Here is a 19,420-nt window from a genome sequence, read left to right as displayed (position 1 = left end):
CGCCGGAATATAGGGTGCGGCGGGCGCCATAGCCACGCTTCACCCAAATCGTCTTGAATTGCGTCAAGATATATCTTAGATCCGATTCGATGATACAGGAGATTATAAAAATGCGATTTGGACACGGCTATGGCCGCTGGCTTGGCGGTGGCTTTGGACCGGGCGGCCGCGAGCATCGCGGCGGCTGGGGCCATCACGAACGTGGCGGCGGACGCCGACGCGTATTCGACGGCGGCGAGCTGCGGCTGGTATTGCTGGCCTTGCTCGAGGCGCAACCGCGCCACGGCTACGACCTCATCCGCGAGATTGAGGAGCAGACAGGCGGCAGCTACGCGCCGAGCCCCGGCGTGGTTTACCCGACGCTCACCATGCTCGATGAGATGGGCCATATCGACGAGGTGAAGGAGGAAGGCGCCCGCAAGCGTTATGCGATTACCGACGCCGGCCGAGCCCACCTCACGGAGAAGCGCGGCGAGGTCGACGCGTTGCTCGAACGCCTGTCGCGCATGGGCCAGGAGGAAGGCCGCACCGGCGCTGCCCCGATCAAGCGCGCAATGATGGGTCTCGGCATGGCTCTGCGCGATACGCTGGGCGCGGCTCGCGGACGCGAGGATCTCGTCCACGACGTGGCGGCAATCCTCGACGAGGCGGCACGCAAGATCGAACGCCTCGAGAAATGACACGTCTTACGCTGCTGCGGCAGCGGCTGGGCATTGCGCCGGCTGCGGCCGCAATCGAACTCTATCCCCGGGAGATCCGAAATTTGACCCAAGTATTTGCCGCCGAAGCTGCCGTTCCGACGGCGAGCGGTAGTCGATATCTCCAGCAACTATGCAAGCACTGGACCCACAATCTGACGGTCGAATTCACGCCGGACCACGGCACCGTCGTCTTTCCGAAGGACGCGCGCGGCGCGGACCATCCGGGCGACGCACTCGTGACGTTCAACGCCCAGCCAGATGCGCTTCTCGTGCGGATCGACGCCACCTCGCCGGAACAGCGCGACGGACTGAAGGGTGCGGTTGCCCGCCACCTCGACCGCTTCGCCTTCCGCGAAGCGCCGCTCCCGTTCGACTGGCGCGATCTTTAAGCAGGCGCGACTGCGGCGCCGATCGGCGCCCTGCCCACCATTCCCTCTTCGCCGCGGGAATAGGTGCCGACCAGAAGCCCGGCGGCGAGAACACGGCCCTGCAATGCCCTGACCAGCTCGTCCCGGCCGGGGTTTGGGCCGAGCACGGGCGGATCGCGCAATGCGAACAGCTGGAAGACATAATCGTGGCTGCCATGGCCGGTCGGCGGATCGGGCGGAAGCCAACCTTCGCTGAAGAAGCTGTTGTGGCCGACATCACTGCCGTCCATCCCGCCCTTTCCGTCGCTCGCGATCGCCCCTTCGGCCAGGCGCCGTACGTCGGCCGGGATGTTCCACACGACCGCGTGAACGAGCGGCTGGAGCGCGGGCGCGTCGGGATCCTCGACGATCAGCGCGAAGCTGGTCGTCCCCTCGGGGGGATCGCGCCACACGAGCGGCGGCGACACGCCCTCGCCATCCGCCGTGAAGCGTTCAGGAAGGCGCGCTTCGTTGGCGAAAGCGGGGCTGGCCAATTCCAGGCTGGCGGAGCCAACGTCCAGATCGGGATCGACGATTGCCAGTTTCGAATGGCCGGCCCGGACATTGTGCAGCAGCGCGCCGAGCCAGTGGGGAACATGTTCGAGCATGGTGCAAACTCCCGTTTGCGGCTTAACGACCGGCTGACCGATGGGGTCCGCCGCATTCTTGCATATCGCCCGAGGTGACGCACGCTGCCAAGTCCGGCTAGAGGACTGGCGTGGGCCGGCTTACCAGTTTCATGGCGCGGATAAGACAGCGTCCTCTCCTAGCCGCAGCGCTGACGCTGGCGGTGATCCTCGCCGTGGTATTGCTGATAGCATGGTTTTTGCGTTTCCACATTGCGGCCGCGATCGTCGACCGCAAGCTGGCCACGGCCCAAGTGCCCGCATCCTACCGCATCACCCGGATCGGCCCCTTTCTCGAACGGATGGAGGATGTGCGTCTCGGCGACCCGGCCAAGCCGGATCTCGTGGCCGATCGGATCGACGTGGCGATCGGCTATGGCTTTTCAGGACCGATCATAAGGCACATCACCGTGGATGGCGTGCGGCTGCGGGGCAGTTATGATGCACGCGGTCTCAGCTTCGGCGCGCTGGATCGGCTGCTCCCGAGCGCCGGTGGCAAGGCCGGACTGCCGGATATGCCGCTGTCGATCCATGACGCCGCACTCGCGCTCTCAACGCCTGCGGGCGCGTTGAGCGTTGCGATTACGGGCGAGGGCAATCCGGCGCGGCGTTTCCGGGGCAACGCCAGACTGGCCGCGCTTTCGCTGCGTGCAGGCGGCTGCGTTGCGCGCGACGTCGCCGCAATGCTCGAGATCGCCAGCAATGACGGCAAGCCCGATGCCAACGGCCCGGTGCGGATTAGCGGACTGATCTGCCCGCGACAGAAACTAATGCTCGGACAAGGCGTCGCGCAGATCGCGCTCGCATCGGACGCGCGCTTCCAACGGCTGATGCTGGATGCCAATCTGGCGGGCTTTGGCGGCCACGTGCAGGCCGTGCAATTCGCCGCCATCAAGGGCGCCCTATCCGGATCGCGGTCGGCGAGCGGGGTGGGCGCGGCGGTTAAGCTCACCCTCAAATCCGCGTCCGCTCCTGACTATGCGAAGGCCCGGTTCGCTTCGATGGGCATGGCAAGCGGCACGCCACTCGACGCTCTGGCCAACCGTGCGATCTCCGGCTTTGCCACTTTGCTGCGTCAGGCCGAGGCCACCGCCGATCTCAACATCACGAGCGGGCCGCAACAGCCGCTGGAAGTGCGTCTCCATCGCGTTACGGTGGCCGGAACCAACGGCGCACGATTGGTGGCGACCGAGCGCGCCGGGTTATCCTGGACGCGCGCCGGGCTACGGCTCGACGCTGACATCGCCAGCTCAGGCGATGGGCTGCCGGCGCTCGTCGTCAGACTACACCAGGCAACAGCGGGCGCGCCTTTGTCCGGAATTGCCGTGCTTCAGCCCTACCGGGCGGGCACTGCACGGCTTGCGGCGACGCCGGTGCGATTCACATGGGACGGCGCGCGCGCGGATTTCCAGACTATCCTGACGCTGGACGGACCGATCCCGGGGGGTTTCGTGCGCGGCCTGGCAATGCCGGTGGAAGGCTATGCCGATATGGCGGGTGCGTTGGCCCTCCGCCCGGGCTGCCACACTATTAGCTTTCGGCAGCTGCGGCTGAGCTCATTCAATTTGGACGCGGCGAGCGTGCCTATCTGTGGCCAGCCTCTGATTGCACGCTCTGCCGACGGCGTTCTGCACGTCGATGCACGCGCCGAGCGGATCCGGCTGGCGGGTCACACCAGTGACGGCGCGCCGGTCACGCTGGCGGCGACACGCCTGCGCCTTTCCCGGCAGGGGTTCGCGGCACAGGATGTGGCGACCACTTTGGGAGCGCCCGCGCAGCCGACACAGTTGGCGATCGGCATGCTCGAGGGACGGTTCCGCAACGGCCAGCTGGCTGGAACCTTCGCGGAGGCCGGAGGCGCGATCGGCAACGTGCCGCTCGAAATCACCGACTCCTCGGGCGCGTGGACGCTGGTTGGCGACACATTCAAGCTAAGCGGTGCCTTGCGCGTGGGCGATGCCGACAAGTCGGCGCGCTTCAATCCGCTCATCACCGACGACGCCGCGCTGCGCCTGCGCGATGGCATCGTCACTGCGGCGGCGACGTTGCGCGAACCGGCGACGCACAGCGAGGTGGCCCGCGTGTCCCTTAACCACGATCTATCGGCCGGGGTGGGTCAGGCGACGCTTACCGTGCCGGGCATCCTCTTCGTGCCCAAGGGATTGCAGCCTGAGGCGCTGACGCCGCTGACCCTGGGCGTGATCGCCAATGTCGCCGGCGTCGTTTCGGGAGACGGCCGGATCGACTGGAGCCCCAAGGGCGTCACCAGCCGCGGCGATTTCGGGACGGACCGGATCGACCTTGCCGCGGCGTTCGGTCCGGTGACGGGCATCAAGGGCCGGCTTCACTTCACCGATCTGCTCGGCCTGGTCAGCGCGCCCCATCAGGAGGCGACGATCGCAGAGATCAATCCCGGCGTATCCGTCACCAACGGCGTCGCCCATTACCAGTTGATCGGTCAGAACCGGGTGCGGATCGAGGATGCGCGCTGGCCGTTCGCGGGCGGCACGCTGCGGCTGGAACCGAGCATTCTCGACTTTTCCGCCAGCGCCGAGCGGCACCTGACGTTCCGGATCGAAGCGCTGGATGCTGCGGCGTTCATCCAGCAGCTCGATTTCCCCAACATCTCGGCGACGGGCACCTTTGACGGCGCGCTGCCGATGATCTTCGACCAGTCGGGCGGCAGGGTCGAAGGCGGGCTGATCAAGGCGCGCGGCAGCGGCACGCTGGCTTATATCGGCGAGCTGTCCAACGCGCAGTTGGGAACGATGGGCAAGCTTGCTTTCGACGCATTGAAGGCGATCCGTTACTCCGCGCTCGACATCAGTCTCGACGGGCGGCTCGACGGCGAGATGGTGAGCCGCGTGCGGTTCACCGGCGTGCGGGAGGCGACGCCCGACCAGAGTTTGGTCACGAGGCTGATCCGCAACCTGCCCTTCCGCTTCAACATCGCGATCCGCGCGCCGTTCCGCGGACTGGTCGGATCGGCGCGCGCCTATATCGACCCTCGCCTATTGCTGACGCAGGTGCCGCCGCCAGCAAAGCCAACCCAGGCTGAACCGGGCATTCAGCCCCCCGCAACCGGAGACGTGCGATGAACAGCCCATGCTTGACGCTCAAGCGTTCGGGTGCGAGCCCTTGGCCGATGACGCGGTGGCCCTTTCTCTGTTGTGCCGGCCTGATGCTGTCAGGCTGCATCACGGTAAAGGCTCCCGACAAACCGATCGAGATCAACCTGAACATCAACGTGAAGCAGGAGGTCGTCGTCAGCCTGAAGAAGGATGCCGAAGACTTCATCGCCTCCAATCCGGACCTGTTCCCGAAATGACAAAGCACCGTTTCTCCATCTTCGCCGCCCTGACCGGTCTGTCGCTGCTCGCTGCCGCACCCGCGCTGGCGCAGAGCGCGGCAGTCGAAGCGGCCCTGGCGTCGGGCACGGTCGGCGAGCAGGCGGACGGGTATCTCGGCTTCGCGCGCCCGCCCTCCCCGGCCCTCAAGGCGGAGGTGGATGCGATCAACATCAAGCGCCGCCAGGGTTACACGCAGGTGGCGCAGGCCAAGAATGTCCCGATCGAGGCGTTCGCGGTGTCGGTCGGCTGCAACACGCTCGCCAAGCTTAGGCCCGGCCGCGCCTACAATGTCGGCGGGGTCTGGGCGGTGAAGGGCGATGCGCCGATCGCGCTGCCCAGCCAGTGCGGCGGCTGATCCACTAGCCTGAGCGGCGTCAACCGGCGCCGAACCTTTTGCCCATCACGATGAGGTCGCCGGCCTCGAAGCCGAGCGCCTCATAGAAGCCGACCGCCTGTTCATTGGACCGGCGCACCATCAGGCGGATGACGTGGGCGCCCTGCCCGCGCAACCAATCCTCGGCGGCGGTGACGATCGCGCGGCCGAGGCCGGTGCCGCGATGGCTGTTGGCGACCGCGACATAATAAAGCCAGCCGCGATGGCCGTCATAGCCCGCCATCACCGTCGCCACGATCCGTCCGGCAGCGCGCGCGGCGAGGATGGTGCCGGTCGGACAGGCCAGCGCCGCGGCGATGTCCGCATGCGCATCGTTCCAGGGATGCGAAACCCCGGCTTCAGCCCACAGCTCGATCGCCTGTTCGACGTCGTCGGGGGAAAGCGTGCCAATCTCCGGGTCGGCGGCGGCCGCGCGCGTCATCCCAACCGCGCCAGCGCGGCGCGGAGGCGTTCGGCTTCGGCGGCCTTGGCGTCATGGTCCTCCCGCGCCTTGGCGACCGCTTCGGGCTTGGCTTTCTCGACGAAGGCCGGGTTGTTGAGGCGGCCGGCGAGGCCGTCGCGCTCCTTCTCGGCCGCCTCCGCACCCTTGGCGAGGCGGGCGCGCTCGGCGGCGAGATCGATCACGCCTTCGAGCGGCAAGGCGTAGGTCGCTTCGTCCACCACGACCTGCGCCGCGCCGGTACCGGCAAAGGGCGAGAGCTGGATCGAATCGAGCCGGGCGAGGCGCGACAGGACGGCATGCTGGCGGTCGAGGCGGTCGATCGTCTCGTCGGAGACGTCGCTCGCGAAGAGATGGAGGCGCGCGCCGGGGGGCACGTTGAGCTCGCTGCGCGCGGCGCGGATCTCGCTGACCAGCTTGATCAGCCATTCGACCTCGGCCGAAGCGGCGGGATCGATCGCGCGCGCGTCGGCCATCGGCCAGCGGGCGAGGATCAGATCGTTGGGGCGATCCGCGAGCGCGTGCCACAATTCCTCGGTGAGGAAGGGCATGAAGGGGTGGAGCAGGACCAGGATCTGGTCGAGCACCCAGCCGGCGACGGCGCGGGTTTCCTGGGCTTCGGGGCTCTCATTCCGTTCGCCCTGAGCTTGTCGAAGGGCTGCGCTGCTTTCTTCTGCACCCGACGTAGAGAAGGACGGTGCTTCGACAAGCTCAGCACGAACGGTATTTCCAATGACAGGCTTGATCAGTTCGAGATACCAGTCGCAGAAGCTGGCCCAGACGAAGTGGTAGATGGTGTTGGCGGCCTCGTCGAAGCGGAGGTCGGCGAGCGCGAGGTCGAGCGCCTGGATGGTCTTGACGGTCTCGGCGAGGATCCAGCGGTTGACCGCGAGCTCGGCCCGGGGCGGCTCCAGCGTGGTCGATCCGCCGATGCCGTTCGACTGGGCAAAGCGGGCGGCGTTCCACAGCTTGGTCGCGAAGTTGCGATAGCCCTCGACGCGCTTCTCATCGAGCTTGATGTCGCGGCCCTGGCTTTCCATCGCCGCGAGCGTGAAGCGCAAGGCATCGGCGCCATATTTGTCGATCAGGCCGAGCGGATCGACGGTATTGCCCTTGGACTTGGACATCTTGGCGCCGTGGGCGTCGCGGACGAGGCCGTGGAGGTAGAGCGTCTTCCACGGCTTCTCCCCCATGAAATGCAGCCCCTGCATCGCCATGCGCGCATCCCAGAAGAAGAGGATGTCGAAGCCGGAGATGAGGACGTCGTTGGGGTAGTGGCGGGAGACCAGGGACTTGGTGTGAACAATCTCCCGTTCGCCCTGAGCCTGTCGAAGGGCTGTACTGCTTCCTGCGCCAGACGAAGAGAAGGACGGTGCTTGCCTCTCGGCGACCTCCGGTTCGACAGGCTCAGCACGAACGGTGTTGGAGTGCCCCGGCCACCCTAATGTCGCGAAGGGCCAGAGGGCGCTGGAGAACCAGGTGTCGAGCACATCCGTGTCGCGGGTCAGGGGCTGGTCGCCGGCCAAGGCCTGCGCCTCAGCCTCGCTCTCGGCGACGTAGACCTGGCCGTCTTCGTCATACCAGGCGGGGATCTGGTGGCCCCACCAGAGCTGGCGGCTGACGCACCAGGGCTGGATATTCTCGAGCCAATTATACCAGGTCTTCTTCCAGGTTTCGGGGACGACGCGGATGTCGCCGGAACGCACCGCTTCGAGCGCGGGGCCGGCGAGCGTCTTGGCGTCGACATACCATTGATCGGTCAGCCACGGCTCGATCACCGCGCCGGAGCGATCGCCATAAGGCGTCTGGATGACGCGATCCTCGACTTTCTCCAGCGCACCGGCCTCGTCCAGAAGCTTGACGATGAAGTCGCGGGCTTCGAACCGGTCGAGGCCGACAAGATCGGCAGGAACTCCGCAGCCGGGAGGCGCCACAATCCGAGCCTCTGCATCGAGGATGTTCCACATATCCGACGTTTGGATGTCAGCCCGTCGGGCGACCTGAAAGTCGTTGAAGTCGTGCCCGGGCGTGATCTTGACGGCGCCCGATCCGAGCTCAGGATTGGCATGTTCATCGGCGATGATCGGGATGAGCCGGCTCGTGATCGGCAAGCGGATCATCTCGCCAATGAGATGCTTGTAACGCTGGTCGTCAGGATGGACTGCGACGGCCATGTCGCCAAGCATGGTTTCGGGCCGCGTGGTCGCGACCGAGATATAGCCGGGCCGATCCTCCAGCGGATAGCGGATGTGCCAGAACTTCCCATTCACCTCCCTGGTCTCGACCTCGAGATCGGAGATGGCGGTGCGGAAGTGCGGATCCCAATTGACCAGGCGCTTGTCGCGATAGAGCAGGCCCTGATTGTAGAGCGCGACGAAGACGTGGAGCACGGCGCGCGAGAAGCCCGCGTCCATCGTGAAGCGCTCATTGGCCCAATCGCAGGACGCACCGAGGCGGCGGAGCTGGCGGGTGATCGTGCCGCCGCTCTCCGCCTTCCATTCCCACACCTTGGCGATGAAGGCGTCGCGGCCGACCGAGGCGCGGGTGATGTCCTCGGCGGCGAGGTTGCGCTCGACCACCATCTGCGTGGCGATGCCGGCATGATCGGTGCCGACCACCCACAGCGCGTCCTTGCCCTGAAGGCGGGCGTGGCGAACGAGGATGTCCTGCAACGTCACGTCGAGCGCGTGGCCGATGTGGAGCGAGCCGGTGACGTTGGGCGGCGGGATGACGATGGTGAAGGGCTGCGCATCGTCGCGCGCGGGGCGGAACAGGCCGCCCTCCTCCCAATGGCTGTACCAGCGGGATTCGATGGCGGCGGGATCAAAGGTCTTGTCGATGGTCATGGCGCCGGTGGCCTTAGAGGGAGTGCGGCGCCGATGCGAGAGGGCCGCTACTCCGCTGGGCCGGCCCAAAAATAAAAAAACACCAGAAACGAACTTGATGATTGCGGGGACGGCGGTGCGGCGGCCGAGGCCCGGCGCGTTGACCAACCGACATGAGAAAGAGCGACATCGTACGCAGATGGCGTAATTAACTTGACTTTTCCTCGCGATTGTGTACGCTTTAAACGTACTTTAGTCAAGCGGAAAGGCGGGATGCGATGGGGGTGAGCGAGACGGACGAGGCAGCCCGGCGGCGCGAGATTGCGGCGCAGGCGGTGGACCCGTGCGTGACGAGTTCGGCGGTGGTGGCGGCGTTCTGGGACGAGACGGGCGGCGCCGCGATCGATCCGCAGGCGGGCTATGAGGCGGTGCTGGAGCAGGTGCAGGCGGCGCGCGACGGCGGGCTGGCCGGCGCGGAGACGATGCTGATGGGACAGGCGATCGCGCTCAACGCGATCTTCGCCGAGATGGCGCGGCGCGGCCAGGCGGCGCTGGGCCGGCCGGGCATTGCCGCCGAACGCTATATAAGGCTGGCGGTGCGGGCGCAGGCGCAGTGCCGCGCGACCGTGCGCGCGCTAAGCGACATGGCCAACCGGCCGAGCAGCGAGACGGAGCCGCCGCGGCAGATCACGCGGATCGAGCGCATCATCGTGACCGCGCGCGAACCCGGCGCGGCGCGCGACATGGACTTGGGCGACGACGGGCCGGGGGACGATTGGGCGGCACGCAACATGATGCGGGAGGCGTATGGCGAAGGGTTGGACGCCTGAACGGCGCGCGGCCTATGCACGGATGATGAAGGCGCGCCAGGCGTGGGCGCACTCGACCGGGCCGCGGACGGATGAGGGGAAGAAACGGTCGAGTGGCAATGCGGCGGGGAATGGGTGCCGGCAGCGGCTGGAGGCGGAGCTGGCGGGGGTGGAGGAGTTGATGCGCGCGTGGGAGGTGGAGAGGCGGGTGATTTGAGGGCGTAAACAGTTGCGATTGGCTTCCTGGGCGCTAGGCTGATTTCATGCCTCTGCTTTCCCTTTACGACTCCGCGGCGGACAGTGTCGACATGCTTAACATTGAGCAGGTCGTGTCGACCGCTGGCGACGGGATTTTAAAAGATGATTCCGTGTGCGCCCTCGAAATTCGTGAGTACTTTAGTAAGATATCGACCGAGAAGATAGCTCTATACATTGATCATTGCCTGTCAGTTTCGTTCAACCGAAGCGGCCTAGTTCTACAAGATCTTGTCAACGAGCTCGGACGACGCCTCGATTACAGGGTCACCAATGGGAGGTATCAGGGTGTTCAGGGACAAGTCGGATTTGACGGGCTTTGGCTTTCCCCCGAACAACATACCTTAATCGTCGAGGTAAAGACTACTGACGCATATCGGATCTCTCTCGACGCGCTGTCCAACTATCGATCGAAGCTCAGCGAGCAGAGTAAAATCACCTCGCAATCCTCGATTCTTATCATCGTCGGACGGCAAGATACGGGAGAGCTCGAAGCGCAAATCCGAGGATCCCGTCACGCCTGGGACATCAGGGTGATTAGCGCCGAAGCACTGATCAAATTGGTCCTCCTGAAAGAGAATACGGAATCAGATGAAACCGGCCTCAAAATGCGCAGCCTGCTCACGCCCATAGAATATACTCGGTTAGACCGTATGGTCGACGTGATGTTCACGACTGCTGTTGACCTGGAGGACGATTCCGAGCTCTCGCATCAGGCGGTAGAAGGCGCTTCCACAACGGATTTGCCGTCGGCCTCTGCACCTTCAGTACTCAAACAAAAGATCGCTGCCAAATCAGCTTGGGAATTTACCGATAGTCAGCTTCTTCAAGCCAAACGCGAAGATATGGTTAAAGCGTTAGCTCGATTTGAAAGCACCAACCTAATTCGCAAGAGTAGAGCACTTTATTGGAATACGGAACATAGCGTCCGAGCCGCGTGTACTGTGTCGAAACGCTATACCGGCAAAAACCAGGCCCCATACTGGTATGCTTATCACCCCCAGTGGGATGCGTTCCTAGGAGAGGTCGATAAAGGCTATTTTGTTTTGGGCTGCATGGACCGCAGCACAGCGTTTGCGATCCCTCACAAAACGATAAGTAAGTTGCTTCCCCTATTGAACACTACCGATAAAAACCCACGAGGCACCTACTGGCATATCCATCTAGTGGAGCAAGCATCGGGGCTAGCCATTGCTGTGCCAAAGGGCGAACCCATCTCTCTGAAGCCGTTTGAAATAGTCTTAGCCAGGTTTGATGGAACGCAAAAGCACGTGAACGCGCCTGCTGAAAGCTAGGGTGTGGCGCCGCGCAGAAGGGGAAGCCATCGTCTTCACTCCTTCGCCCAAGCTCAATCTGGATCGCCCCCCCCCGGCCAACAGTGGCCAGAACGCGCCAGCCAAGCGTGGCAGGGCGGTAGGTCGACGGCGATCGCCGTGTGGTGCGAAACCGGCAATTGAGCGGGGGTCGAGGAGCGGCAACACCGGTGCAATTATCTTGCGCTTCTGCCATACACGATCATGTAGAAAAACATCGAGACCAACTTGGGCCTGATCACAAACGCACGTGCAGAGTTTCACGCGAGCCTCCGGCAAAAGCTATTCGTGCTGGACGAGGGCGGCAAGCCATCGAACGCAGACAAAAAGCAGCCTAATAGCACCGCTATAGCAAGGCACTTAGCGCAAACGTTAGCTGTCAAGGAGGGCCCTGCCCTAAGTCCCCAAGCGGCTGGTGGGGAATTCGAAGCGTTAACAACCTTATACCTCCAGAAAACCTTTCTGGAGCTGGGTGCGTTACGACCCGGTGACTGGGAGGTTCATCACGTGAAGTCGCGTAGTGGAGTTTCCATCGCGCAGTACGAGCAATACTCGCATCTTGGGCTCATAGAGAAAGCTGCCGAGGATAGGCCAGAGATCCGCGCCCTCTTGGGTTTGAACTACAATATCGCATCAGACGTAGTGATCTCACGGAGGCCGGAGGCGGATAGCGCGATCAATGCAGCAATGGCGTTAGTCGATAGCGTAACAGCCAACCGAGCGTCGCTTCGAGCGTCGAGTCACTCAAAGCCTAGCCTGCATGCTTGCATCTCTTGCAAATGGACTATGCGGAGCGACCGGGCGCAAAATGCACGATCAGAAGCCCTCAATCTCATTCGAAGCCGCCGGGGACGCGTGCCGCACATCGTAGTGCTAACAGCCGAACCCACGCCGAGCCGACTGGCCTCGCTCGCTCTGGGGACGGGCGATATCGACTGCGTGTATCATATTGCTCTGCCCGAGCTTGAGGCAGCGGTAGAAAACATCGCGCACCACAAGCAACGCGATTTACTTAAACTCATGATAGAACAGCAGCGACTCAAGGACGTGGCGGATTTGCCGCTCGATCTTGCGATATGAACCACAAACTGAACATGTAATTTAAACGTGGTTGACCATATTAGCCCCGAAGCTCGCAGCAATAACATGCGGCGAGTTAGAGGAAAGAACACCAAGCCAGAACTCTTGGTACGAAAAATCCTACATAGGCTCGGATATAGATTCCGGCTGCACCGTAAGGATTTACCGGGCCGACCCGACATTTTTCTGCCGAAATACAAGCTCGCGATTTTCGTACATGGTTGCTTTTGGCACGGTCATACGGGGTGCAAAAGAGCGAAGCTGCCCGAGACGCGTAGAGAATTCTGGACCACGAAAATCGGCCAGAACCGGCTCAGAGATTGCATGGCGGTCAGCAGCTTGCAGACGCTTGGCATCGCGACAGTGACAGTATGGGAGTGCGAGCTTAAGTATCAGGACAAAGTCACAAAGCGCATTGACGGCGCCACAGGGCGGGACAGCAGGGTAGATGGCGAGGCGACCGAGGGAGAAGGCTCCCGACAAACTGCGGCGAGATCTGATTGACCTCCTGACAAATTTCGAATGGCATTTGGAGCATTCAGAACTGCGACAGCAGGTGCGTAACCTAGTTCCGGCCAATCATCTGTTACGCGATCTTGGAAGCTCACTCTTGCCAGAAGGAGGCTATCTCTCCGCTAGAGACCGCATCCTAGCTTATCTGCGGCTATTTCCCGGCATCGTCATCGACGGGGACGAGCTAATGGTTGTCGCTGGCATCAGCGAATATGCCCGCCGAATTCGGGAACTTCGCAAGCAAGAAGGTTGGCCAATACTCTCCGGAATCACCGCGAGCGAAATGCGGGATGAGTTTGAAGAAGGTCGCGTCGAGGGCGAGTACGAGGACCTATCGCTGCCGCAAATGCTACCTTCGCAGTATCTTCTCCTGGAAGACTCACAAGACCGCGACGCGGCATTTCGCTGGAATATGGCGAACCAGATCCGGCGAAGTACCGCCAGCACTCGTGACAAGCTTCTACGCTTTTTCAGAGAAAATGTCGGTCAGCGTGTAACATCCGAGGAGCTTCGGTATGTAGCAGGCGATGCGACCGAGTGGGCGCGCCGAACGCGTGAATTGCGAACTGAGATGGGCTGGCCGGTGATGACCAGGAATACCGGCGATCCAACGCTGCCGGTTGGAACGTATGTGTTGGAACGCGATGAGCAGGCACCGCTTCATGATCGCCACATTCCGGAAGTTGTTCGTCGCGAAGTTATGCGAAGAGACCATTGGTCCTGCCGCTGGCGCGGTTGCGGATGGCCAACGGGTTTCCCGCCCCAAGACCATCGTTTTCTAGAAGCTCATCACATCGAGCATCACGCTGAAGGCGGGGCAAACTCCGTCGAAAACCTCGTTACGCTTTGCAATTTGCATCATGACGAAGTGCACCGAGCGGGCGTCCTTGACGTCGAATAGTTAGGCAGCAGCCCGCATTCGGCCGTCGAGTATTTGACGCACCAATTGTCCAATCGCGCCCGCTAACGGCGGTGGAACTGCGTTTCCGATCTGCCGGGCGATGTCGATCTTCGTCCCTTCGAATTTGAAGTCATCCGGGAACCCCATCAATCGCGCCGCTTCCCGGTGCGTGATAGGCCGGTGCTCATCAGGGTGAAGGTAACGACCCTTTTCGGGCTTAAAGAACTCCGTGCGAATTGTGACGGACGGCCGATCCCACCACAACCGGCCAAAAAGGTCAGTTCCACCGGAAGTTTTGCGTATCCAGCAGTCAGGCGTAATTTCCGGGGCGTTGCGTTGTAAATCGAAACGATTGCCGCCGGGCGGAACCGCGCGATAGCGAGCGGCACTCTTTGACGTCGGGTTACGACCAAAATGAAGGTCCAAGGGTGCTTTCACGCGGCGGATTTCGGTGCCCACGGGATTTGGCAAGTCGGCAATAGCGTCCCACACAGTTCTCCAGGGCGGTAAATTCTTCCCTGACTTAGGAGCTGCATGTGTAGCTAACGGAGGAAACGTTACTCCGGCGACCAAATCGCGCCGATATCCCAGAATAACCGTCCGTTTACGAGACTGCGGCGCACCATAATCAGCAGCCAGCAACACCTCGCTGACGACGTCAAATCCCATTTTGTTGGCGTGCTTTTCGATCTCCGAATATTCCGGTGAAGAACGAAGCTCAGCCACGTTCTCGATCACGAAAACGGAAGCTCCGCAACGCTCCACCACATCTAGAAACGGCAGCCATAATTCTCTGCGACGATCTCCGGCGCGCTGCTTATTTAAAAGGCTGAAACCTTGGCAGGGCGGGCCACCTACAACCACATCCGCCGCAGGGATCGGCCTGTCGGTTTCGAGCCAATGTTCAATATCAGCGCATGTAGCATGCGGGCCGAAATTACGCCGGTGGGTCGCTACTGCTGATCGATCGATGTCGAGTGCCCATACACTTTCGAAACCACCGCAGAAGCGATTATCGGTAAAGCCCAGCGTCATACCGCCAGCGCCTGCGAAAAGATCGATAAGGCGATAGCTCATGATGCCCTCAGAATGCGTGCCCGAGCGTTTCCCACGCCACAAGCGTACCGTATCACACCGGCCAGCTTGCGCAAGTGTTCTCTATACGTTCTTGTGGCGGTGATACATCGTTCAGAAGGACAGCTCCGCGGGCGTGTCGTGGCCAATCGCAAGAGGTCATCATGCCGCAGTTTCTACAGGCCATCAACGCCACTCCCGGCCAATCCTGCGCTTAACTCGAAGTCGTTTTCAGCCACGTCCCACAAACGGCATCTTGGTCGCCATCACGGTCATGAACTGGACGTTCGCGTCGAGCGGCAGGCTGTCCATGTAGGCGATCGCTTCGCCCACCAGGGTCACATCGAACACCGGCTCGACCGCGATCGCGCCGTTCGCCTGCGGCACCCCCTTCGTCATCGCGAGCGCCATGTCGGTTCCGGCGTTGCCGATGTCGATCTGGCCGCAGGCGATGTCGAAGGCGCGGCCGTCGAGCGACGCGCTTTTGGTCAGCCCGGTGATGGCGTGCTTGCTGGCGGTGTAGGGGCTGGAGTTGGGCCGGGGGCTGTGCGCTGAGATCGAGCCGTTGTTGATGATGCGGCCGCCGCCGGGCCGCTGCGCCTTCATCACGCGGAAGGCGTTCTGGAGGCACAGGAAGGCGCCGGTCAGGTTGACGTCGATGACCGCGCGCCAATCCGCGTAGGACAATTGGTCGAGCGGCACGCCGGGCACGTTGGTGCCGGCATTGTTGAACAGGAGATCGACGCGCCCGAAGCGATCGACCGCGGCGTCGAACAGCGCGCGGACGGCGTCCGGATCGGTCACGTCGGTGGGCACGGCCAGGGCTTCGCCGCCTTCGATTTCGACCTGCGCGCCCACGGCCTCCAGCGTCTCGGCATGGCGGCCGGCGAGCGCGATGCGGTAGCCGCGCGCGGCGAGGGCGAGGCTGGCGGCGCGGCCGATGCCCGTTCCGGCGCCCGTGATCAGCGCTACCCGTCCCGCCATGTCATCCTCCGCAAGCAGCCCCGCCGCAGGAGCCGCCCTGGCAATTAGCGCCCGGCTTCGGCGATGCTAGGCGAAATTACCCAATTGCTCAGCCGCGTCGTCTTCGGCGGCTTGCTCCTTGCCGTCCTGTGTCGCGGCATCGCCGAACTTGTGCGCGTCGGGATTGGCCGGCGGCGTCCCGGCAGCGTCGGGCAAGGGGGCGATCGGCTTTTCGGGATGTTGGGTCATGACGGCTCCTGCCTAGGCTATGCGGAACGCATCGAAAATGCATTCGGCCCCGGCATGCGTCGATCGCGGCCGACCGGGGAACCCCGCCTCCGGCCGCTGCGCGGCGCGCGAGGTCCCCCGGGCTGCCCGTTACAGGCCGTCGACGCTCTTGCTGACGAGGATGTTGACCGCGACGCGGCGGTTCATCGCCTTGCCTTCGGGCGTGTCGTTGGGCGCGGCGGGATCGGCCTTGGCCATGCCGGTGGGGGTGAGCATGCGATAGGGTTTCCAGCCGCAGGCCTGCTGGAGATAGTTGATGACGCGGCCGGCGCGCTTCTCGCTCAGCTCCTGATTGTAATCGTCGCCGCCGGTGGAATCGGTGTAGCCGACGACCAGCAACAGGGCGTTTTCGGTCTGCTGGGCGGTGCTGGCGGTGTTGCAGAGCTGGGCCTTGTCCTGCTCGGACAATTGCGTCTTGCCGGTGTCGAAATGCACCTCGGTGGTGCCCTTGATATTATATTTGTCGATATCGCCGAGGCGGCCGCGCAGGGATTCGGTCGCCGCGGTCTGCTCCTCGAAGCGCTGGCTGGTGCCGTTGCGGATCATGGTGGCGGTCTTGAGATCGCTGTTGCGGAAGCTGATCCGGCTGGCGACGAGCTCGCCGCCCGGGCCATCGCCCGCGCGCCAGGTCTTGACGGTGACGGGCAGGCCGTTGAGCAGCGAATCCTGCGCGAGCTTGCTGCGGATGCCGAACAGGCCGCCGCCAGCGCGGATCTGGGTGGCGTCGTTGACGGCGATGATCGTGGCATTGCCGTCGGCGGTGGTGACCTTCAGCCGCTGATCGTTGCGCGCGGTGATGACGCCCTTGATATCGGGCCCTGGCGTCCTGATGCCGTTGACGACGACATTGGTGTCGGGCGCGTCCTGCTGCTGCGCGAAGGCGGTTGCGGACGCGGTCAGGGACGCGGACACGGACAAAGCGACGAGCAGCGCGCGGGCGCCCGAGCGGGTGGACGTGAAATGCATGGAGCCTCTCCTCTCAGATTGCGGCCCGGTTCGTGTCAGGCCCACCTGTCCCGCGGATGAATAAGGGCGGCCGGAGCGCGGCGAGAGCGGGCGATCCGGGCCGGCCGTGCGGCGAAGCGAGGAGGTTGTCGGCAAGGAAGCGCCCGAAGGCCGCGACCGGCACGAGCCTTGCGGACTCGCGGCGGCCTTGGCAGGGCGGGCGCCTGGCCGACGCGGAACCCCGCGCCGTGGCCGACAGAAAGACGCCGCCGCAGCCCGATGCCATCGACCACGGACACTTTGGACGACCTCGGCTGGAAGCCTTATTTCAGCGATCAGGTTTCGCGCGAGGAGGCGGCGCACGCGCATCCCGTGCGGGTGATGGCGGTCCATCGCGGCAAGATCGCGATCAGCGGTGCGGGGGGCCAAGGGTTCATCGCGCCGAACATCGCCGGGGCCAGACCGGGGGACGATCATCCGACGGTCGGCGACTGGCTTTTGATCGACGGCGCCACCGGGCAGGCGATCCGCGTGCTGCAGCGGATGAACCTGTTCAAGCGGCGCGCGCCCGGCAATGCGCGCAAGGAACAGATGATCGCGGCCAATGTCGACACCTTGTTCATCGTCGCATCGTGCAACCAGGATTTCAGCGTGGCGCGGCTGGAGCGTTATCTGGTGCTGGCGCACGAAGTCGGGGTGAATCCGGTGGTGGTGCTGACCAAGATCGACCTGGCGGAGGATGCGGAGAGCTATGCGGCGGCGGCGCGCGCGATCGAGCCGGGGTTGCGGGTCGAAGCCGTCAACGGCCGCGATCCGGCGAGCGTCGCGCGGCTCGCATGCTGGTGCGGCCAGGGCGAGACGGTGGCTTTGCTCGGATCGTCGGGGGTCGGCAAGTCGACCCTGGTCAACAGCTTGCGGGGCTCCGACAGCATCGCCACCCAGGCGATCCGCGCCCGCGACGCGACGGGGCGCCATACGACGACGGTGCGCGAGATGCACCGGCTGGCGCGCGGCGGCTGGCTGCTCGACACGCCGGGCATGCGCGAGCTGCAGCTGACGGATGCGGCGGCGGGCATCTCCGAAGTGTTCGACGATTTCATCCTGGCGGCGGAGAGCTGCCGCTTCTCCAATTGCGGGCATGGCAACGAGCCGGGCTGCGCCGTGCGGGCGGGGATGGCCGACGGCACGCTGACGGCGGCCCGCTTCGATCGCTGGCGTCAGCTGGCGGCCGAGGAAAATCCCACCCCCCTTTATCCCAAGGCGCGGCGCTAGCTTTACTTAGACGCGCGGGCCGCGGTGCGGTAGGCGGCGTGATGATCGACATGCACCAGGACGAGATCGACGGGATCGAGATTGCGACGCTGGGTGCGTTCAAGCCGTGGGGCTTGCACAAGGACGAAGGCGGCGACGGCGCGAGCTATCCCGAACATAGCGGCCGCATCCTGGACGTGAAATCGGGGCAGGAGGCCGGCCTGCACTATTTCATCGACTTCATGGCGCCGCGTATCAGGACGCCCGGGGTGATCGCCATCGTGCCTTCGAGCGACCCCACCAAGACGGGGCCCGGCATCCGCAAGCTCGCCAAGCGGCTCGCGGGGCTGACGCCTCTGTACGACGCTACCGCGGCGCTCATCCGCCACACCAAGATAGCCAGGCTGGCGCCGGGCGTGCGCCGCGACATCCGGGTGCACCTGGATTCGATCGCGGTGAAATCACCGCAGCTGATCGTGGGCGAGCGGGTGTTTCTGCTGGACGACGTGCTATCGAGCGGAAATTCGATGCTCGCCTGCCGCCGGCTGCTCGAAGATGCCGGCGCCAGCGACGTGATCTGCATGGCGTTGGGCCGTATCGCCGATTAGCATCGCGCCGGATGAATGACGGGGGCGCCGCTCAGATGGTCGGAGAGGTGATGGCGAAATCTTCTGGCGCAACATCGGCCGAGCAGGAGAAGCCGGCGGAGCTGTTGGTCGCGATGACCGGCAAGGCGAGCGCTGCGAAAGCGGCGGAAGGCGACGCGCCGGTCTTCGCGTATATCGCCAGCCTGCCGCAGCCACAGCGGGACATTGCCGAGCGGATCGACGCCTTGGCCGCGATTGCGCTGCCCGGACTGCAACGCGCGATCAAGTGGGGCATGGCCTATTACGGGACCGATGGCGGCTGGTGCTTTTCGTCCGGCGCGTTCGTCGGGCATGTGAAGCTGATGTTCATCCACGGCACCGAGCTCCAGCCCGAGCCGCCGGTCAAACCGATCGGCATGGGCAAGTCCACCCGCGGCGTGGAGCCGGCATCGCTGGCCGGTCTCGACGAACGCCAGCTCATCGCATGGATCGAGCAGGCGGGGAGGATCCCGTTCCTGAGCGCGAACAAGCGGCGGGGTTGATCCGCGGCGCTGCGCTCCGAAGCCGGTCGTGCCGCACCTGTCGCACCGCCGCCGGTTCGACGATCCACGGCGACGCCGCTTTTGCCGAAAGTCTGGAACATCCGCACGCCAGGCGCGCTCCAGCCGGGTCATTGCGCATCCTGCCGGTGGCAGGAAA

The 19,420-nt window shown here is 63.9% G+C and carries 21 protein-coding genes; 14 read left to right on the top strand and 7 right to left on the bottom strand.

Going from position 1 to position 19,420, the window contains the following annotated elements; translation table 11 throughout:
* Positions 1-110 precede the first annotated feature (110 nt).
* Both DX905_RS11085 and DX905_RS11080 read left to right on the top strand, forming a co-directional pair.
* On the top strand, positions 111-680 hold the full coding sequence (locus tag DX905_RS11085) for a PadR family transcriptional regulator (RefSeq protein ID WP_205412245.1): 570 nt from the start codon (positions 111-113) through the stop codon (positions 678-680).
* Between the two features lie 83 nt (positions 681-763).
* Positions 764-1,090, top strand: a complete 327-nt coding sequence (locus tag DX905_RS11080; RefSeq protein ID WP_240320957.1) for a DUF2218 domain-containing protein — start codon at positions 764-766, stop codon at positions 1,088-1,090.
* Here DX905_RS11080 and DX905_RS11075 read toward each other — a convergent pair.
* Positions 1,087-1,716 carry a YbhB/YbcL family Raf kinase inhibitor-like protein gene (locus DX905_RS11075; RefSeq protein WP_116091394.1) on the bottom strand — a complete coding sequence of 210 codons (630 nt, stop codon included), beginning with the start codon at positions 1,714-1,716 and terminating at the stop codon, positions 1,087-1,089. The genes DX905_RS11080 and DX905_RS11075 overlap by 4 nt on opposite strands.
* A gap of 110 nt (positions 1,717-1,826) precedes the next feature.
* Here DX905_RS11075 and DX905_RS11070 point away from each other — a divergent pair, with 110 nt between their 5' ends.
* Genes DX905_RS11070 through DX905_RS11060 form a run of 3 tightly spaced genes read left to right on the top strand, consistent with a single transcriptional unit; the run spans position 1,827 to position 5,439 of the window.
* Positions 1,827-4,832 carry an intermembrane phospholipid transport YdbH family protein gene (locus DX905_RS11070; protein WP_162875574.1) on the top strand — a complete coding sequence of 1,002 codons (3,006 nt, stop codon included), beginning with the start codon at positions 1,827-1,829 and terminating at the stop codon, positions 4,830-4,832.
* A gap of 47 nt (positions 4,833-4,879) precedes the next feature.
* A complete protein-coding gene (locus DX905_RS11065; protein ID WP_116092498.1) occupies positions 4,880-5,062 on the top strand; it encodes a YnbE family lipoprotein in 183 nt (60 codons plus the stop codon).
* Positions 5,059-5,439 (top strand): YdbL family probable chaperone protein, encoded by a 381-nt coding sequence (locus DX905_RS11060; protein WP_116091392.1) that lies wholly within the window; start codon positions 5,059-5,061, stop codon positions 5,437-5,439. Before DX905_RS11065 ends, DX905_RS11060 begins: the two co-directional genes overlap by 4 nt.
* Positions 5,440-5,458: 19 nt before the next feature.
* Here DX905_RS11060 and DX905_RS11055 read toward each other — a convergent pair whose 3' ends face one another.
* Together DX905_RS11055 and DX905_RS11050 are read right to left on the bottom strand one after the other, a co-directional pair.
* The gene (locus DX905_RS11055; RefSeq protein WP_116091391.1) at positions 5,459-5,899 is read right to left on the bottom strand and encodes a GNAT family acetyltransferase; all 441 of its coding nucleotides are present in this window, start codon (positions 5,897-5,899) and stop codon (positions 5,459-5,461) included.
* Complete coding sequence (locus DX905_RS11050) at positions 5,896-8,763, bottom strand: valine--tRNA ligase (RefSeq protein WP_116091390.1); 2,868 nt, start codon at positions 8,761-8,763, stop codon at positions 5,896-5,898. The genes DX905_RS11055 and DX905_RS11050 overlap by 4 nt, the downstream gene beginning before the upstream one ends.
* Positions 8,764-9,020: 257 nt before the next feature.
* Between DX905_RS11050 and DX905_RS11045 the strand changes: the two genes are divergently transcribed.
* From DX905_RS11045 to DX905_RS11020, 6 genes are all read left to right on the top strand, one after another.
* Positions 9,021-9,572, top strand: coding sequence for a hypothetical protein (locus DX905_RS11045; RefSeq protein ID WP_116091389.1), 552 nt, complete (start codon positions 9,021-9,023; stop codon positions 9,570-9,572).
* The gene (locus DX905_RS11040; protein ID WP_116091388.1) at positions 9,550-9,768 is read left to right on the top strand and encodes a hypothetical protein; all 219 of its coding nucleotides are present in this window, start codon (positions 9,550-9,552) and stop codon (positions 9,766-9,768) included. Before DX905_RS11045 ends, DX905_RS11040 begins: the two co-directional genes overlap by 23 nt.
* Positions 9,769-9,814: 46 nt before the next feature.
* Complete coding sequence (locus tag DX905_RS11035; RefSeq protein ID WP_116091387.1) at positions 9,815-11,101, top strand: hypothetical protein; 1,287 nt, start codon at positions 9,815-9,817, stop codon at positions 11,099-11,101.
* Between the two features lie 246 nt (positions 11,102-11,347).
* The gene (locus tag DX905_RS11030; protein ID WP_116091386.1) at positions 11,348-12,199 is read left to right on the top strand and encodes an NgoMIV family type II restriction endonuclease; all 852 of its coding nucleotides are present in this window, start codon (positions 11,348-11,350) and stop codon (positions 12,197-12,199) included.
* 27 nt (positions 12,200-12,226) lie between these two features.
* Positions 12,227-12,703, top strand: a complete 477-nt coding sequence (locus DX905_RS11025; protein WP_116091385.1) for a very short patch repair endonuclease — start codon at positions 12,227-12,229, stop codon at positions 12,701-12,703.
* The gene (locus DX905_RS11020; RefSeq protein ID WP_116091384.1) at positions 12,648-13,613 is read left to right on the top strand and encodes an HNH endonuclease; all 966 of its coding nucleotides are present in this window, start codon (positions 12,648-12,650) and stop codon (positions 13,611-13,613) included. Before DX905_RS11025 ends, DX905_RS11020 begins: the two co-directional genes overlap by 56 nt.
* Here DX905_RS11020 and DX905_RS11015 read toward each other — a convergent pair whose 3' ends face one another.
* The 4 genes from DX905_RS11015 to DX905_RS11005 all read right to left on the bottom strand — a co-directional run bounded on the left by DX905_RS11015 (position 13,614) and on the right by DX905_RS11005 (position 16,904).
* Complete coding sequence (locus DX905_RS11015; protein WP_116091383.1) at positions 13,614-14,690, bottom strand: DNA cytosine methyltransferase; 1,077 nt, start codon at positions 14,688-14,690, stop codon at positions 13,614-13,616.
* A gap of 228 nt (positions 14,691-14,918) precedes the next feature.
* Positions 14,919-15,671: an SDR family oxidoreductase gene (locus DX905_RS11010; RefSeq protein WP_116091382.1), complete on the bottom strand. Its 753-nt coding sequence runs from the start codon at positions 15,669-15,671 to the stop codon at positions 14,919-14,921.
* A gap of 66 nt (positions 15,672-15,737) precedes the next feature.
* Positions 15,738-15,899 (bottom strand): hypothetical protein, encoded by a 162-nt coding sequence (locus tag DX905_RS16070; protein WP_162875573.1) that lies wholly within the window; start codon positions 15,897-15,899, stop codon positions 15,738-15,740.
* 129 nt (positions 15,900-16,028) lie between these two features.
* Positions 16,029-16,904 carry an OmpA family protein gene (locus tag DX905_RS11005; RefSeq protein ID WP_116091381.1) on the bottom strand — a complete coding sequence of 292 codons (876 nt, stop codon included), beginning with the start codon at positions 16,902-16,904 and terminating at the stop codon, positions 16,029-16,031.
* Between the two features lie 258 nt (positions 16,905-17,162).
* Here DX905_RS11005 and rsgA point away from each other — a divergent pair, with 258 nt between their 5' ends.
* From rsgA to DX905_RS10990, 3 genes are all read left to right on the top strand, one after another.
* Positions 17,163-18,155, top strand: coding sequence for a ribosome small subunit-dependent GTPase A (gene rsgA, locus DX905_RS11000; protein ID WP_116091380.1), 993 nt, complete (start codon positions 17,163-17,165; stop codon positions 18,153-18,155).
* A 41-nt stretch (positions 18,156-18,196) separates the two neighbouring features.
* The gene (locus DX905_RS10995; RefSeq protein WP_162875572.1) at positions 18,197-18,742 is read left to right on the top strand and encodes a phosphoribosyltransferase; all 546 of its coding nucleotides are present in this window, start codon (positions 18,197-18,199) and stop codon (positions 18,740-18,742) included.
* Between the two features lie 113 nt (positions 18,743-18,855).
* Positions 18,856-19,263 (top strand): DUF1801 domain-containing protein, encoded by a 408-nt coding sequence (locus DX905_RS10990; protein ID WP_240320955.1) that lies wholly within the window; start codon positions 18,856-18,858, stop codon positions 19,261-19,263.
* Positions 19,264-19,420: the final 157 nt, after the last annotated feature.

Source organism: Sphingomonas crusticola (genome assembly GCF_003391115.1).
Lineage (GTDB): Bacteria > Pseudomonadota > Alphaproteobacteria > Sphingomonadales > Sphingomonadaceae > Sphingomonas_I > Sphingomonas_I crusticola.
This window is presented reverse-complemented; position numbering and strand designations above follow the sequence as displayed.

Excerpts from the sequence above, each read along its gene's own strand:
- DX905_RS11085 (WP_205412245.1), top strand. The coding sequence starts at position 111 with ATGCGATTTGGACACGGCTATGGCCGCTGGCTTGGCGGTGGCTTTGGA.
- DX905_RS11075 (WP_116091394.1), bottom strand. The coding sequence starts at position 1,716 with ATGCTCGAACATGTTCCCCACTGGCTCGGCGCGCTGCTGCACAATGTC.
- DX905_RS11065 (WP_116092498.1), top strand. The coding sequence starts at position 4,880 with ATGACGCGGTGGCCCTTTCTCTGTTGTGCCGGCCTGATGCTGTCAGGC.
- DX905_RS11060 (WP_116091392.1), top strand. The coding sequence starts at position 5,059 with ATGACAAAGCACCGTTTCTCCATCTTCGCCGCCCTGACCGGTCTGTCG.
- DX905_RS11055 (WP_116091391.1), bottom strand. The coding sequence starts at position 5,899 with ATGACGCGCGCGGCCGCCGCCGACCCGGAGATTGGCACGCTTTCCCCC.
- DX905_RS11050 (WP_116091390.1), bottom strand. The coding sequence starts at position 8,763 with ATGACCATCGACAAGACCTTTGATCCCGCCGCCATCGAATCCCGCTGG.
- DX905_RS11045 (WP_116091389.1), top strand. The coding sequence starts at position 9,021 with ATGGGGGTGAGCGAGACGGACGAGGCAGCCCGGCGGCGCGAGATTGCG.
- DX905_RS11040 (WP_116091388.1), top strand. The coding sequence starts at position 9,550 with ATGGCGAAGGGTTGGACGCCTGAACGGCGCGCGGCCTATGCACGGATG.
- DX905_RS11035 (WP_116091387.1), top strand. The coding sequence starts at position 9,815 with ATGCCTCTGCTTTCCCTTTACGACTCCGCGGCGGACAGTGTCGACATG.
- DX905_RS11020 (WP_116091384.1), top strand. The coding sequence starts at position 12,648 with ATGGCGAGGCGACCGAGGGAGAAGGCTCCCGACAAACTGCGGCGAGAT.
- DX905_RS11015 (WP_116091383.1), bottom strand. The coding sequence starts at position 14,690 with ATGAGCTATCGCCTTATCGATCTTTTCGCAGGCGCTGGCGGTATGACG.
- DX905_RS11010 (WP_116091382.1), bottom strand. The coding sequence starts at position 15,671 with ATGGCGGGACGGGTAGCGCTGATCACGGGCGCCGGAACGGGCATCGGC.
- DX905_RS16070 (WP_162875573.1), bottom strand. The coding sequence starts at position 15,899 with ATGACCCAACATCCCGAAAAGCCGATCGCCCCCTTGCCCGACGCTGCC.
- DX905_RS11005 (WP_116091381.1), bottom strand. The coding sequence starts at position 16,904 with ATGCATTTCACGTCCACCCGCTCGGGCGCCCGCGCGCTGCTCGTCGCT.
- rsgA (WP_116091380.1), top strand. The coding sequence starts at position 17,163 with ATGCCATCGACCACGGACACTTTGGACGACCTCGGCTGGAAGCCTTAT.
- DX905_RS10995 (WP_162875572.1), top strand. The coding sequence starts at position 18,197 with ATGATCGACATGCACCAGGACGAGATCGACGGGATCGAGATTGCGACG.
- DX905_RS10990 (WP_240320955.1), top strand. The coding sequence starts at position 18,856 with ATGACCGGCAAGGCGAGCGCTGCGAAAGCGGCGGAAGGCGACGCGCCG.